Origin of the sequence: Sulfurimonas sp. NW7 (genome assembly GCF_051132265.1) — a bacterium.
In the GTDB taxonomy this organism is placed as follows: Bacteria; Campylobacterota; Campylobacteria; order Campylobacterales; family Sulfurimonadaceae; genus Sulfurimonas; species Sulfurimonas hydrogeniphila.
The window spans coordinates 117,522-132,767 of sequence record NZ_CP093235.1 but is presented as its reverse complement, the minus strand read 5'-3'; the positions used below and the strand labels follow the sequence as shown (position 1 = coordinate 132,767).

Below are 15,246 nucleotides of genomic sequence, written 5' to 3'. Positions count from 1 at the left end.
CCGCAATACCCTCGGAACCCGTACTTTCTATGCTAAAGCATGACTTAGAAAAACTAAATTTTTTTCTGTAGTGCGGGCGAAAGTGGCAGAGAAGTTACAGAAGCAGAGGATAAAAAATTGAAAATAGGCATACTCTCCGATACACATAAAAAGGTCAAAAAGGCAAAAAACGCTCTTGATTTTTTAGTGCAAAACGGAGCCGAGTTTATTATACATGCCGGAGATATTGTCGAAAAAGAGGTACTGGACCTGCTTGAAGCATGCGGGAAAAAATATATAGCCGTTTACGGAAACAATGATGCCCATTTAGTACAATATCATAACAGGTACCACCTGGTTCAGGAACCCTACTATTTTAAACTGGCAAATACAAAATTCAAGTTGATGCACCTGCCTTTTTATATGAGCAGAGATGCCGAGGTTGTCATCTTTGGACATACACATCAGTTTGAAGTAGAGTTTGCAGGGGGTATACTCTTTTTAAACCCCGGTGAAGTGTGCGCACGAAACAAACCGCTTTCTGAGTGTGCCATGCTTGAAGTTTTAGAAAAAAAATTTATAGTAAAATACTATACAAAAAAGAAAGAGCAGGAGCAGTATATGCTCACAAAAACTTTTTCTTATGAAAGGCAAAAAAGTGAGTGAAAAAATATTTTTATGTTCCATTTGTAATATCAACAGCGGTACATGTAAAGAAGACTGTAAGTTTTGTTCGCAAAGTGTGCGCTACAAAGCAGATATAGAGCGTTACAAACAAAAGCCTGTGGATGCCATCTGCCAAGAAGCCATTACGGCAAGAGACAACGGAGCCCTTGGATTTTGTCTTGTCACTGCAGATAAAGGTTTAACTGACAAAACACTCAAATTTGTTTGTGATGTTGCCAAAGAGGTACAAAAAGTCGCCCCTGAATTACGTCTTATCGCCTGTAACGGCACAGCAAATGTTGAGCAACTCCTCACACTCAAAGAAGCAGGTATCAAAGCCTATAATCACAACCTTGAGACAAGTGAAGCCTTTTATCCGCAAATTTGCACAACCCATCCCTGGAGTGAACGATATGAAACCTGCCAAAATGTCAATAAAGCCGGCTTGGTACTCATCAGCGGTGGAATTTTCGGGCTTGGTGAATCACAAGAAGACAGAATCTCTATGCTCGAATCTCTCAAATCACTCAACCCTACTTCGGTTCCTGTTAACTTTTATCATCACAACCCTGCACTTGAACTTGAACCAAATCCTTTAACAGTGGATGAAGCCCTCGCACTCATCAGGTTGACACGCGAAACACTTTGTGATGCCGAGAGGATTATGGTTGCCGGCGGTCGCGAACTTATGTTTAAAGAACGTCAAGCAGAAATTTTTCAAAACGGAGCAAATTCCATCGTGATAGGAAACTACCTCACCACAAAAGGACGTGTTATGAGTCAGGATCTGGCAATGTTGCAGTCTCTTGGTCTTGATATTGCAAAAAGTGTGCAATAAAAGCCCTGCACACGGGTTATAACCCGGATTTTAAAAAAAAGGAGAAAAGTATGACTGATAATATTATACTGATTGTTACCATATCGCTTATCATCATTTTTTCTCCGTTTTTTGCCAAAATTTTACGGCTTCCTACAACACCCATTGAAATTATTTTAGGTTCTCTTTTAGGATATGTAGGCTTCTTGCATGATGAACATCTTTTTGACTTAGTCGCTGAATTCGGGTTTTTATATCTGATGTTTATTGCAGGAACAGAGATCAATTTAAAAAATGTACTCAAAACACCTGTCTCTGTTATGAAAAAGGTTGTTGTCTATCTTGCAGTACTTTACGGATTCTCCATCGCCTTTTCCGTACAGTTTGATTTGGGAAAAATCTTTATCGTTTTGTTACCTCTCATATCTGTAGGACTTGTCGCCACACTGGCCAAAGAGTATGGAAAAACACCCTGGATTGCTCTTTCCATGACAGTTGGGGGCATAGGTGAAGTTGCAAGTATTGTGATACTTACTATAAGCTCTGCAGCACTGAAGTCTGGTTTCGGATTGGGACTTTTTCAAACAATCATGGCCCTTTTGGCATTTTTGCTTTTTATGTTTCTTCTTTTTCGCTCTATGCAGCTTCTGTTTTGGTGGTTTCCCAAAGTCGCTATTGCCCTTATGCCTCACAATGACAACAAAGAACAGGACATCCGTCTCTCTATGGGAATATTTTTTCTGCTTATAGGGGCTATGCTCTTTTTGCATCTTGAACTTGCTTTTGGGGCTTTTTTAGCCGGTATCTTCATTCCGACTTTCTTTGAGCACAAACATGAATTGCCTGAAAAGCTTGCTTCTTTCGGATTTGGATTTTTAATCCCTATATTTTTCATTCATATCGGGAGCTCTTTTGACCTCAACGCCCTCTGGATCAACGGACTCATACGGGAGGCTGTCATCATCACAGTGGTAATGATTCTCATGCGGCTTATTGCCTCTTTGGTGTTTATAAAAGAGCTCGGATTAATTGACACGGTTCTTTTTGGACTTTCTCATTCTATGCCTTTGACCCTGCTTATTGCGATGGCCACTCTGGCATATACCGCTAACTCCATTGATCAGTTGCACTATTATGCTTTTATTTTGGCCGCACTGTTTCAGGTTATCAGTATCATGATTATTATCAAACTCATACATATTTATAAAATGCGAAAAGCAAAAGACTAGACTTCACTTTTTCCTTTAATATATCTGGCAATATCATAGCCGTGATTGAGTCCAAGCGCAATGCTGCCGCCGCTCTCCTGAGTAATATCTCCGGCAACAAAAAGTCCTTTGATGTTTGTCTCATAATGTTCATCATGTACAGGTTTGCCGTCTTTTTCTTCTATGCCCGAACTTGCCAAAAATGTACTTGGTGTCGTTCCGCCTATGGCATAGATAACTCTGTCAAATGTTTCAGGTTCTCTTTCGCTGAAAAGCACTTTGACTCTGCCCTTGTCATCTTCGAGACCGTTGATATTTATACCTAAAATCGGTCGGACATCTCCCTGTGCAATCGCATCGGCAATATTTCTTTGATTCGTAGGATTTGCCCGGCGGAAACTCTCTCGTCTGTAACAAATGGACACATCATTATGCTCACTTAAATCAACTGCATACTCTACAGCACTGTCACCGCCTCCGACAACAAGAATCTTTTCTCCCTGTGAGCATTCATCTGTTGTATAGTTAATTTTCTTTCGTATAGTTGGGGGAATTTTGTAGCTCGGTTTGTTTGGCTTCCCCATCCGTCCGATGGTCACAACTACATTTTTTGCCTTAATGCTCCTACCTGCCATGTGGACTTCAAAGTAGTCTTCTTTTTTTTCTATAGACTGCACTTCCACCTCTGTTTGCAGTTCTACGAGATGTTCTTTTAAAATTTCATCAAAAAAATCGAGTGTCGTCTCTTTGGTACCGTCTATAAAATGGATACGGCCGTTGAGTTCGACTTTTTGTCCTTTCCATTCCAAATCCACACGCTTGTTTTCTTTGTAATATTTACGAATAGTCGAGTTGTGATTTGTGTCTTTTTCAAGCAGCACAATATCACGGACACCCTGAAGGTAACTTTCAACAGCAGTGGCAATCCCCGCAGGTCCGGCACCGACTATAGCCAATTCATATATTTTTTCCATAAAAACCGCCTCTATGATAATCTAATCATAGTTTATCACATTTAGGCTAATTTATCAGGAAACTTTGTCATAAATTTTTGCAGTTTTGGCGCGATAACCACCTGGCAGTAGCCTTGCGAAGCATTTAAATTATAATAGTTCTGATGATACGGCTCTGCCGGATAAACCTCGGGCAGAGGGCTTACCTCAGTTACTATCTTATCGGAAAAGTCCTGCTGATGTTTTGCAATAGAATCTTCAATCACTTTTTTTTGTGCTTCATCCCCATAGTAAATAACAGAACGGTACTGTGTTCCTTTGTCCGCACCTTGCTGATTCAGTGTTGTCGGGTCATGTATTTCAAAAAATATATCCAAAATCTCACTCAGACTGATAACATCTGCGTCATAGGCAATATCGACAATTTCAGCATGTCCGGTTGCACCTGAACAGACGTTTTCATAACTCGGGTTGGCTCGGGCGCCTCCGGCATAGCCGCTCACCGCCGAGAGTACCCCCTTGACATTTCTGTACACCGCTTCTATACACCAAAAACACCCGCCGCCTAGTACAATTCGCTCTTTTTTCATTTGTTTTCTCTCTTTTTTAACTCATTATAGAGTTTTTGCATAAAAGGCTTTTGAACATATCCACTTAAATTCTCAAGCTCAGTTTTTTTGCCGTTTTTAAAATCAAGAGCCATGGACGTAGAAGCATCATAAGGCACTTTTTTTGCCGTTTCCAAAGACTTTTGCACCTCATCGAAAATATCTATGCCCTGTGTCTCTTTTGCAAATTCGGCAATTTCTGTTAAAAGTCTTTCTGCCTCCTCATAATGTTCTTCGTAAATCGTGCCGATACCTGTCTTGTAATATGAGGTCAATGTCGCAAAAGCGGCAATAAATATATATTTTCTATACAAGGCTTCTTTGATATTTTGCGGTGTTTTGTAACGCAGGCCGGCTTTTTGAAATATATCTGCCACAGTTTGGACAGCCGCCTCATCTTCTCCTCCAAAGAGTGCCGCAAAAACTTTTCCTTTTTTGCGAATCACACCCGGGGATTCAATATGCGAAAGGATGTAGATGCAACCGTCAAGTACTCTGGCATCACAGCATGCACGCAATACATCACCGTTGTTGACCCCGTTTGAAAAAGAGAGCAGAATCGAGTCTGCGTTGATGTGATTTTGCATGCGTTTGCAAGAAGTTCCCAAATCATAACTTTTAACACAAAACATCACAACATCATATATGCCCTCCGCTTCATCCGGATGCTTTACATGTAAAGGAACACGCCACTCTTTTTCATCTTCTTTGATCCTTATCCCCTCTTTTTGTATGGCTTTGAGATGTTCTCCCCTTACAAAACCCGTCACATCCAAACCGCTTTTTGCAAAGGACGCCGCCAAATATCCGCCGACACCGCCTAAACCGACTATTGCAATTCTCATATATATTTCCTCTGTTTCAATTTTTAAGATACCCCGCCCGCACTGAAGTACGGGTTCCAAACAACGCACCTTCCGCTTTCCAGGAATCGGTACTTCAGTGCCGACTGTTGCAACTTTCAACCCACTCTCAGCCCGCACTGAAGTACGGGTTCCAAACAATACACCTTCCGCTTTTCCGGAATCGGTACTTCAGTGCCGACTGTTGCAACTTTCAAGCCATTCTCGCCCGCACTGAAGTACGGGTTCCAAACAATACACCTTCCGCTTTTCCGGAATCGGTACTTCAGTGCCGACTGTTGCAACTTTCAAGCCACTCTCAGCCCGCACTGAAGTACGGGTTCCGAAATGCCGGCTTTTTTACATAACTATTATATAATAGCAAAAGTAAAAAAGGAGTCATATGCCGCGTATAGACAGTGAAAAATTTTACACAGCAGCACTTCAAAAGCACGGCATCTCCGCATGCGGTCTGCACTGGTCCTCTGATGCGCATCAAAGTATACGGTTTGACAAAATTTTAGAGATGCTCGGTGATGATCTTACACAGAGTACCATCGTCGATGCAGGCTGCGGTTTTGGAGATTTTTACAGATTTTTACAAAACAACGGTGTACATGTAAACAAATATATCGGCATAGATTCGCTCCAGGAGATGTGCGACATTGCCCGCGAAAAAACAGCGTGTGAAATCATCCGTTCCGATATAACAAAAGCCAGACTTCCTGTGGCAGACTATTACATCTGCAGCGGTGCACTCAATATACTCACACCTTTTGAAACACAGCTTTTTGTACGCAACTGCTTTGCCTCTTCAAAAAAAGGTTTTATTTTCAATGCCCTCTACGGCGACAAGGAGAGTGATGTTTATAATTATATAAATATAGACACCATCCATACCCTTGCAAAAAGCTTACATGTAAAGCATACCCGTTTGACAGAGGGCTACATAGAACATGACATTACCGTAGGATTTTTCAAATAATGTGTGCAGTTTTTGGCATAATCGGCGAATATAATGAGAATCAGGCAAAAAGCGCCTTGTCTCTTCTTGTGCATCGTGGACCTGATTACTGTGGTATTGTGCAAAAGAAAAATCTCTTTTTTGCCCATCAGCGCCTCAGCATTGTTGATGGCCATCACAGAAGCCATCAACCACGCAAACACAACAATATTTTGCTCTCATTCAACGGAGAGATATATAACTTTAAAGAGTTAAAAAGAGAACTTGATTTTGACTTTCAGACACACAGCGACAGTGAAGTCATCATTGCCGCTTATCTGAAATGGGGCGTTGATTTTGTCCAGCATCTGCGCGGTATGTTTGCCATTGCTTTAATGGATGATGACACGCTTTACCTTTTTCGTGACAGACTCGGGAAAAAACCGCTTTTTTATATGCAAGGGGAAAGTTTTGTTTTTGCCTCGGAAATCAAAGCGCTCAAGCCTTTTTTGTCTACATGTAAACTCAACAATGATGCTCTGCTCTCTTATCTCTCTTTTTTGGCGCCGACTCCGCCGCATACTTTTTACGAAGGTATTCAAAAACTTTCAGCAGGTGAGTACCTTACATGTAAAGAGGGCCGTGTTACATGTAAACACTACTTTGATCTGCTTGATGTCACTCCAAACATTCTAACAAACAAACACGAAGCTTTGCGTGTGTTAGAAGAAGAGTTAGAACATTCCATCCATCTGCGCTTAGACTGTGATGTTCCTATGGCATCACTGCTTTCTGGTGGCATAGACTCTGCAACACTCAACTACTTTGCCAAACAAAACAACACACATTTACAAACATATACACTTGGTTATAAAGAATTTGCAAAATATGATGAGAGAAAAAATGCCAAAGCAAGTGCTGCGTTTTTAGGTTTGGACAATATCCAGGTGGAAATAGATGAAGATGATTTTATCCGTGCAAGTGACAAAGTGTTAGATGCACTTGACGAACCGCTTAATGATCCTGCTGCCGTGCCTCTGTATCTGTTGTTTGAGCGTATTCAAAAAGACGGATACAAAGTTGTACTCAGCGGAGAGGGTGCGGATGAGCTTTTTTTAGGCTACCGACAGTATTTTGAGTATCTAGACATTGAAAATGCCGCAGGTTTGGCACACAAAAACTGGCTCAAAAAATATTTCCGTGCCAATTTTTCAATGAACAGAGAGTGGGAGTGGTACAAGCGGATTTTTGACGACTCGCTTCTTTTTCGTACAAGCGGTGAAAAATTTACGGACCTGCAAAAAAACCAGCTTCTCAGGCGCAATGTCAAAGATAACGAAAGCCTCAAATACCTGCAAAGTTACAGAGAACGCTTTGAAGCCTCTGCCCACAGTGATGAAAGCATTTGGTACAGCTATATTGACCTCAATATTTTTCAGGCGGAGCATTTTTTAACCAAACTTGACCGTGTTTCCATGGCACACTCCATAGAATCCCGTACCCCGTTTTTGGACCATAAACTGGCATCTTTGATTTTTGGCATAAATCCAAAGCTGCGTTATGAAGACGGCATCACAAAATCACTCTTAAAGCAAATCATGACAGACAAACTCCCTGATAAGATACTCACACGGAAGAAAAAAGGCTTTTCCAATCCTTATATGGAGTATCTCATCAGTTCCAAAAAAATTGATCTTATTCAAGAGGTCAATGTGCAAACAGGGATGTTTCACAAAAAAAAGTTAGACGAATATATAAACACCGCATCAAGGGGGAGTTTTAAGCAGCATGTATGGGGACTTTATGTACTATCGTATTGGATAAAGAAAAATCTGCTTTAGTCCGGGCTGAGAATAGCAGGAAGAAGCAACAGTCGGCACTGAAGTACCGATTCCGAGAAAGAGGAAGATGTGTTGTTCGGAACCCGTACTTCAGTGCGGGCTGAAAGTGCCTGAAAGTACCGATTCCGAAAACTCAATAATATTTACAAAGAAACAGAGGAAATATAGAATGATCAAAAAAATAAAAAAATATGCAACGACAAATACCCTTGTCATCTTCGGTATTGTTTTTGGTGTTTTGTTTGGCATCTTTTTTCCCGAACTCGCCCTCAAACAAAAGATGATAGGAACCGCCTTTGTCTATTTTTTGAAAATGCTTGTCGTGCCTCTTGTTTTTGCCAGTATATTTGTCGCTATTCTTGGGCTTGGTTCTATTGAACATTTAAAACGGATGGGCCTCAAAACTATAGGGCTGTATGTTTTGACAACCGCTCTTGCCGTTACTGCCGCCATTGCTGTCATGAATATTTTTCACATTGGCGAGCATGTCAGCAGCAGTGGTCTTGCCTATGAAAAAGCGGCAGCACTGGCTCCTTTTTCTTTTGAGAATATGATTTTAAGCTTCATTCCTACCAATATATTTCATGCTCTTTCTGAGGGCAAGATGATGCAGATTATTATATTTGCCATTCTTTTTGGTGTGGCATCTCTCTACCTTGTTCCAAAACAAAAAGAGGCGCTCAGCACCCTCTTTACAGCCATCAGTGAAGCTATGCTCAAAATGGCAGAGTGGGTGATACTCCTTACTCCCATCGGTGTTTTTTCGCTCATCTCCTATGTTATTGCCGAGCAGGGAATTGATGTTGTCTTTGGGCTTTACAAATATGTTTTGGTCGTGATTGGCGTCATCATTTTTCATGGACTTGTCACACTCCCTGCAGTCCTGCGTTTTTTTACAAAAGTAAATCCCTACAGCTATCTCTCAGATGTAAGAGAAGCCCCGATTATGGCATTTTCCACAGCATCTTCTGCGGCTACGCTTCCTGTGAGTATGCGTGTTACCGAAGAGATGGGCGGTATCGACAAAAAAACTGCCTCTTTTGTTCTGCCTTTGGGGGCTACCGTTTCCATGGACGGTACAGCGGCATATTTGAGTGTAGCTGTTTTATACATTGCCAATTTGGCGGGAGTCGCTTTGAGTTTGGGAGATCAGATTCTTTTAGGGATTACCGTTGTCGCGCTCAGTGTCGGTGTTGCGGCCCTGCCGAGTGCCTCGCTTGTTATGATGGTGATTATACTCAACCAGCTTGGACTGCCTGTTGAATACATGGCTTTGATTGTAGCCGTGGACAGAATTCTTGATATGTGTCGTACCTCACTCAATGTCACCTCTGATTTGATTGTTACAAAAATAGTTGATGAATTTGAAAAACGACGATAGACGCTATGCGTATCTGCTCATTTTTTCCATGCTGCTCTGGGGCGGCGGATGGACAGCTTTAAAAATTCTCACCACAGCAATGCCGATGGATGTCGTCATCTTTTGGCGGTTTTTTCTGATGAGCCTCGCATTTTTGCCCATTCTTTACTTTTTTAAAATTCCACTGACACTGACTCAGGGCTCATTCAAATATATCCTCGGCAGTTCTTTTTTAAATATAGCCTTTATGGTTTTTTCTTTTTTAGGCATAAAGTACGGTCTTGCGGGTGCGGGCAGTGTCATCATAACAACTTTCAGCCCTATTATGACCTTTTTGCTTGTTGCTGTGATTTTTAGGAGCAGACTCTCAACACGGCAGTATTTCGGGCTTTTGCTCGGGCTGGTCGGCGGCTATGTTTTACTCCAGCTTAACAATTTTTCTCTTTTTTTACACGGCTCAAATATCTATTTTTTACTCTGTGCCCTTATCTGGGCAGGAGTCACTCTGCTTTCGCAGCATTCGCAAAAACATATACATCCGGTCTATTACAGCTTTTTAATTTCTCTCATAGCTACTTTTTTCAGTTTTTTGTATGCCTTCAATGCAGACCTTGGTGCTGTTTTTACCCAGGGAGCAAAATTTTGGACTGCCCTAATTTATCTCGCCGTTTTGGGACAGACTGTCGCAACAACCATATTTTTTATTGCCAGCGGGAAACTCGGCAGTCAAAGGACAAGCTCTTTTATGTTTTTAGTGCCTTTTTTTGCTCTTTTTTCTGCCTGGTTTATATTGGACGAACCCTTACAGTTACATATAGTTATTGGTGGACTTATCAGTATGTTTGCGGTATACTTTATAAACAAAAAGTAAAAATGACGATAAAAATAGCCAGTTTAATCTAATTTTAACATCAAATCAGATAATATACCTTATAACTGTAACAAATAAAAGGGCCAAAAGATGAAAAAAGTACTTATATTGGGAGGCGGTTTTGCAGGTGTTGATGCTGCAATCCACTTAAGAAAACTGAATTATGATGTTACTTTAGTCAGTAACAGAGACTATTTTTACATATATCCTACTTCCATCTGGATACCGACACATGAAAGTGAATTCCAAAACGTCTGTGTTGATTTGCGAGAATTGCAAAATGCACACGGGTTTACCCTTGTTGTTGACGACGTGACCGAAATATCAAAAAAAGAAAACAGTGTTACTTTGAAAAACTCAGGAACTCTTGATGATTATGACTATCTTGTCATTGCCATGGGTGCTGCAAAAATGAAAGCACCAGGCATAGAAAACACACTTTCTATCTGTGGCGCACCAGAACAGTCATTACAAATCAGAGATGCTCTGGACGTCCTTGTCAAAAAAGGAAGCGGCAAAATCTGTATGGGCTTTGGAGGCAATCCGAAAGACAGTTCGGCAGTGCGTGGCGGACCGGGATTTGAGCTCCTCTTTAATGTGCACAATATGCTCAAAGCAAAAGGCATCAGAGAGAATTTTGAGCTGACTTTTTTCGCTCCGATGGCTGAACCCGGCAAACGAATGGGTCCCCAGGCACTTAAGATGATGGATATGATGTTTAAAAAACTGAATATCAAACAGCATTTTGGCAAAAAAATTAAGCAGTTTGAAAAAGATGGTATTGTATTTGAAGATGACACAAAGCTCGCCTCCGATTTTACCATGTTCATTCCTGCCGGAGACGGGCATGAAGTCATAAAGAATTCGGACTTGCCGACAAATGAAGCCGGATTTGTCAAAACAGACGACACCTCCTGCGTCTTAAACGAGGATGGCTCTTTAAGTAATATTTATGCCATTGGGGATGTTGCAGCACTCGAAGGATACGACTGGCGGGCAAAACAGGGTCATATTGCCGAGGTAATGGCAAAAAATACAGCACACAATATCGATCAGCGTGACAACGGCGGCAGTGATTTTAAAGGCTACCATGAGCATTTGAATATTTTATGCGTTATGGATACCGGAGACGGTGCGGCCTTTGTCTACAGAGACGAAAAACGTGCGTTTATGCTTCCAATGCCTGTCATTGGACACTGGCTGAAAAAAGGCTGGGGATTATACTGCCGCAATTCTAAACTCGGTAAAATTCCTAGAATTCCCGGGATGTAAAAGTAGCTGTCCTAAAGAGTGTTGCACTCTTTTCAGCGTTCTTTCAGCTTCCGTTTGAGTTTCATTTTTCTTTTTGCCAGCTCTCTCATATCTTCGGTTGTATCGCTCTCATCCATGATCTCCAAGCCCAGTATCGTCTCTATACAGTCTTCAAGAGTGATTATTCCCTCTGTCTGGTCATAATTGTCTGTCACTAAAAACATATGGTCTTTTTTCTTTATAAACATATCCAGTGCTTTGCTTACCGGTATGTTTTCATTGATAATAAATATCTCTTTTTTGATATAAGACAAAGGTACATTGTCATCTTGGAGTGCCTGTTTAAATATCTTTTTTGTCAGCACCAGCCCTGTTACATTTTCTATGGAACCTTTAAAAATCGGTATCCTGGAAAATTTAAAAATTGCCGGCTGGGTCTTGATAACATCTTTGATGAGCATATCTTCATCCAAAGCAAAAACAACGCTTCGCGGCGTGAGAATTTCACTCACTTTGATATTGTCAAGATTTAATATATTTTCAATGACATCTGACTCTTTTTCATCTATCACCCCTTCATCTTCACTCATCAACATACTCTCAAGCAGTTCCTGTTTTGTTAAAGAGTTGGAATCCTTTTTCCCTTTTGATATTTTATTTGTAACAGCCAGAGTTGTCAGTATTATAGGATATGTAATCCATATGAAAACCCGAATAAAATATGCTGCCACAGGCGCCAGCTGTTTCCAGTAAATTGCCCCAATTGTTTTTGGAATTATCTCAGATATAAACAAAATTGCAAAAGTTAATACAACTGATACATACACAACGGCATCATTCCCAAATATTTTTGAAGCCTGTGCACCTACTGCCGCAGCACCGAGAGTATTAGCAATGGTATTTAAAATAAGTACCGAAGCAATTGATTTGTGAATATCTTCTTTGTGATGACGAAGAAGCTTTCCTACAGCAGGTTTCTCTTTTTCTAACACTGCCACATAAGACATATTGATAGAGAGTAATACCGACTCTAATATTGAGCACAAAAACGAAATGCCGACAGAAAGAAGAAAAAATATGAGTAATAGTTCCAAGTTTTACAGTTCCTTTAAAGTAATATATATTTTGCCAATGCCAAAAAGCTGAAAAAGCCGACAACATCAGTCACTGTTGTTAAAATAACAGTACTCCCTATAGCAGGGTCTATACCAAGTATTTTGAGCAACAAGGGAATCATTGCTCCAAAAAATCCGGCCATTAACAGATTAATTATCATACTTAATCCAATAACTACTCCAAGCATCGGTATATGAAACCACAACCATGCTATTATACCCATTACTACAGCAAAAAGCAGACCATTCATCAGGGAGATGACAACCTCTTTTTTTATGGTTCTAAAGGCATCTGTCTGCGATATTTCACCCAAAGCGAGTTGGCGTACAACAACTGTCAGACTCTGCGTTCCGGCATTGCCTCCCATGGAAGCGACTATGGGCATTAAAACAGCAAGCGCAACCATGGAGTTAATCGTATCTGAAAACAAACCGATAACCAAAGAAGCGGCAATGGCTGTTAGAAGATTGATGCCCAGCCATGTTGCACGCTTTTTCGTCGCCTTGAGAACATCTTCATCCTCTTCCGCTTCGTCATCAACACCGGCAAGATTATACATCTGCTCTGTTGCATGTTCATTAATGATGTCATAAATATCGTCAGAGGTGATACGACCGACCAGAATTCCTTCATCATTGACAACCGGCATAACTGAAAGGTCATACTCTTTAAAATAGTTGACAACCTCTTTGATATCTTCCGTATCTCGTGCACTTTTAGGCTCAAAAGACTCTTCGCTCTGCTCAATATTTTCTTTGACAGTCTTTGAAAAATCAAATATGAGCAGGTCATCCAGACCTACAGTATACAAAAGTCTGTTGTTGCTGTCTACTATAAACAGATTTTGAACATTTTCGAGTTCATTCTCTTTTCTTAAACGGGCAAACCGTTTAATAACATCCTGAACAATTTCATCCTCTTTTGCAGTAAACACCTCAAGCTGCATGTAAGCACCGGCTTGATTTTCATCATACTTTTTGAGTTTTGCAATTTCATGTTTGTCTTCGGCATCAAGCTTGTGAAATACTTCTGAAGCTTTATCTTCATCAACATCTTCCAACTCTTGCATAAACTCAAGCTGATCATCCGATTCAAGTTCACTTACAGCATGAGAAAGTTCCTCTGCATTAAAATTTTCGACCACATCATCAAAATATCTGTCAGGCAGAGCCAGTGCAACATCGCCTACCAGGTCTTTTGGAACCAGTTTTATAGCCTCACTGAAATCTTTGTCATTTAAGCCTTTTAAAATTTTTGCTATTTCAGCCGGGTGCATTTCACTGCTGCTGTGTGATTGTAAATATTTATTCAGTTCTTTCATCTGTTATCTTATGTTCTTTTTAAAAATCATACACAAAACTTGTCTTTTGGGAAAAATCATATTTTTTTACTCCAATAGCAGGCCTTGTGTCCTGATTGTATGTCAATTCAAAATTAATTGAAAGCTGTTTGTATATTGTAACTCTTAATTCTGCTGCGTTGGATGCTATGGTATCACTCACCACATCTGCTCTGGGCTGGTAGTAGCCAATGTATGAAAATCTCACATTCCTGCTAAATCTGTTTTTATATGCAATATACATATTTAATCTTAAATTATGCTCACTCGGATCAACATTTGTCGTATAGCTGATATATTCGCTAAAACAGCCAAATCCCACATAAATATTTCCATACCCCTGCATTTGTGTATGGTATCTCAGGCCAAGACCGACTAACAGCCTTTTTTCTATTTTTGTAAACTTGTTTGTCTGGGACTGTACAAAAGCTTCCCAGTTCAAATGTTTCTTATAGAGTGTATGAATATAGCGCAGATGCGCATACGTGTTTTGTCTGTTTAACACTCCTGATGCTTTCGCGTAATTAAATGCTATATCGCTCCATGTCACATAGGAGCTGTTATTGTCATATATCATACGCAATCCTGCACTGTACTCATCGGTATCGGTATTGCCGCGTGTTGTGGAAAAAGAGCCTTTAACACCGCCACTCAGCCCTGGCTGTTTTCCTATATCCACTGGTGCTATGGTAATGACAGCCTCCAAATTAACCAAAAACAGTACCAATATAATCAAAAACTTCATCTACAACCTTGTATTTTATAAAAGTGTAATTATATATCCGCCACGGATATAATCCAGTTTATAGCTGTAATACCCGTCGAGTTCTATCACAACCCTGTAGTAGCCTTTATGTGTTCCCAGTCGTATTTTTGTAAAAAGCGACCCCTCTTTTAAACTTTTTATCAGGCTGCCTATATCGGTATCACGCTTAAAATCACAGACAATTCTATGTGGTTTTACCAACAAAAAATTTCTCAGCATTTTATCTTTTGTCACAATCTTGAGTTTGTTCTTTTTGACATAAAATGCTATAAACTTTAATGATGCGACTTTTTTGTATTTTATTTTTACACTGCTTTTTTTTATCTGTTTTTCAATAGACTGTGTACTGTCGGATTCATTATAGTTTTGTGAAATAAAAACAGGCAAATGCCAGTCTATCGCATTTTGGATAGTGACTTTTTTATGTGCAATCGAACCGTCCAGGTTTTTATATGTCACGGTAACACTTTCAATCGTTCGTGCAGTTGAGGGTAATGTCACAGTGGCTCTTTTGAGCATCGGCAGTTTTGTTGTCTGATTGGATGTTAAAGGGATATCCTGTCCACTCTGTACCGGGAAAAAGGGATTTTCTCTTGCATGAAGCATCATAAAAAAGAGACTTAAAAACAACAAAACTCTTATCATAATAACAAACCCTATTTTTTTAATACATTATAGCAAATTTA

General features: G+C 40.2%; 15 protein-coding genes. 8 read left to right on the top strand and 7 right to left on the bottom strand.

What is annotated here, in order from left to right; all coding sequences use genetic code 11:
* The first annotated feature begins 117 nt into the window (after nucleotides 1-117).
* Genes MLC35_RS00635 through MLC35_RS00625 form a run of 3 tightly spaced genes read left to right on the top strand, consistent with a single transcriptional unit; the run spans nucleotide 118 to nucleotide 2,691 of the window.
* Nucleotides 118-645, top strand: a complete 528-nt coding sequence (locus MLC35_RS00635) for a metallophosphoesterase family protein (protein ID WP_434637250.1) — start codon at nucleotides 118-120, stop codon at nucleotides 643-645.
* A complete protein-coding gene (locus tag MLC35_RS00630; protein ID WP_434637248.1) occupies nucleotides 638-1,483 on the top strand; it encodes a biotin synthase in 846 nt (281 codons plus the stop codon). Before MLC35_RS00635 ends, MLC35_RS00630 begins: the two co-directional genes overlap by 8 nt.
* Before the next feature lie 50 nt (nucleotides 1,484-1,533).
* Nucleotides 1,534-2,691 carry a cation:proton antiporter gene (locus tag MLC35_RS00625; protein ID WP_346389137.1) on the top strand — a complete coding sequence of 386 codons (1,158 nt, stop codon included), beginning with the start codon at nucleotides 1,534-1,536 and terminating at the stop codon, nucleotides 2,689-2,691.
* On the opposite strand, the gene MLC35_RS00620 is transcribed toward MLC35_RS00625, so the two are convergent.
* From MLC35_RS00620 to MLC35_RS00610, 3 genes are read right to left on the bottom strand one after another with little or no spacing between them, the layout of a single operon-like run.
* Nucleotides 2,688-3,644, bottom strand: a complete 957-nt coding sequence (locus MLC35_RS00620; RefSeq protein WP_151901336.1) for an NAD(P)-binding domain-containing protein — start codon at nucleotides 3,642-3,644, stop codon at nucleotides 2,688-2,690. The two genes, MLC35_RS00625 and MLC35_RS00620, sit on opposite strands and share 4 nt — an antisense overlap.
* A 41-nt stretch (nucleotides 3,645-3,685) precedes the next feature.
* Nucleotides 3,686-4,213 (bottom strand): peptide-methionine (S)-S-oxide reductase MsrA, encoded by a 528-nt coding sequence (gene msrA, locus MLC35_RS00615; protein ID WP_151901337.1) that lies wholly within the window; start codon nucleotides 4,211-4,213, stop codon nucleotides 3,686-3,688.
* Nucleotides 4,210-5,076, bottom strand: a complete 867-nt coding sequence (locus tag MLC35_RS00610) for a ketopantoate reductase family protein (protein ID WP_434637247.1) — start codon at nucleotides 5,074-5,076, stop codon at nucleotides 4,210-4,212. Before MLC35_RS00610 ends, msrA begins: the two co-directional genes overlap by 4 nt.
* 400 nt (nucleotides 5,077-5,476) lie before the next feature.
* Here MLC35_RS00610 and MLC35_RS00605 point away from each other — a divergent pair, with 400 nt between their 5' ends.
* The 5 genes from MLC35_RS00605 to MLC35_RS00585 all read left to right on the top strand — a co-directional run bounded on the left by MLC35_RS00605 (nucleotide 5,477) and on the right by MLC35_RS00585 (nucleotide 11,360).
* Nucleotides 5,477-6,058: a class I SAM-dependent methyltransferase gene (locus MLC35_RS00605; RefSeq protein WP_434637245.1), complete on the top strand. Its 582-nt coding sequence runs from the start codon at nucleotides 5,477-5,479 to the stop codon at nucleotides 6,056-6,058.
* Nucleotides 6,058-7,857, top strand: coding sequence for an asparagine synthase (glutamine-hydrolyzing) (gene asnB, locus MLC35_RS00600; RefSeq protein ID WP_434637243.1), 1,800 nt, complete (start codon nucleotides 6,058-6,060; stop codon nucleotides 7,855-7,857). The genes MLC35_RS00605 and asnB overlap by 1 nt, the downstream gene beginning before the upstream one ends.
* 169 nt (nucleotides 7,858-8,026) lie before the next feature.
* Nucleotides 8,027-9,238: a dicarboxylate/amino acid:cation symporter gene (locus MLC35_RS00595; protein ID WP_151901345.1), complete on the top strand. Its 1,212-nt coding sequence runs from the start codon at nucleotides 8,027-8,029 to the stop codon at nucleotides 9,236-9,238.
* On the top strand, nucleotides 9,216-10,088 hold the full coding sequence (locus tag MLC35_RS00590; protein WP_151901346.1) for a DMT family transporter: 873 nt from the start codon (nucleotides 9,216-9,218) through the stop codon (nucleotides 10,086-10,088). Before MLC35_RS00595 ends, MLC35_RS00590 begins: the two co-directional genes overlap by 23 nt.
* Nucleotides 10,089-10,178: 90 nt before the next feature.
* Complete coding sequence (locus MLC35_RS00585) at nucleotides 10,179-11,360, top strand: NAD(P)/FAD-dependent oxidoreductase (RefSeq protein ID WP_434637239.1); 1,182 nt, start codon at nucleotides 10,179-10,181, stop codon at nucleotides 11,358-11,360.
* 32 nt (nucleotides 11,361-11,392) lie between these two features.
* Here MLC35_RS00585 and MLC35_RS00580 read toward each other — a convergent pair whose 3' ends face one another.
* Genes MLC35_RS00580 through MLC35_RS00565 form a run of 4 tightly spaced genes read right to left on the bottom strand, consistent with a single transcriptional unit; the run spans nucleotide 11,393 to nucleotide 15,205 of the window.
* Complete coding sequence (locus MLC35_RS00580; RefSeq protein WP_151901348.1) at nucleotides 11,393-12,433, bottom strand: CNNM domain-containing protein; 1,041 nt, start codon at nucleotides 12,431-12,433, stop codon at nucleotides 11,393-11,395.
* A 14-nt stretch (nucleotides 12,434-12,447) separates the two neighbouring features.
* Entirely contained in the window at nucleotides 12,448-13,776 is a 1,329-nt protein-coding gene (gene mgtE / locus MLC35_RS00575) for a magnesium transporter (RefSeq protein ID WP_151901349.1), read from the bottom strand.
* Between the two features lie 19 nt (nucleotides 13,777-13,795).
* Entirely contained in the window at nucleotides 13,796-14,539 is a 744-nt protein-coding gene (locus MLC35_RS00570; protein WP_434637237.1) for a DUF481 domain-containing protein, read from the bottom strand.
* Nucleotides 14,540-14,554: 15 nt separating this feature from the next.
* Nucleotides 14,555-15,205 carry an AMIN domain-containing protein gene (locus tag MLC35_RS00565; protein WP_434637235.1) on the bottom strand — a complete coding sequence of 217 codons (651 nt, stop codon included), beginning with the start codon at nucleotides 15,203-15,205 and terminating at the stop codon, nucleotides 14,555-14,557.
* Nucleotides 15,206-15,246: the final 41 nt, after the last annotated feature.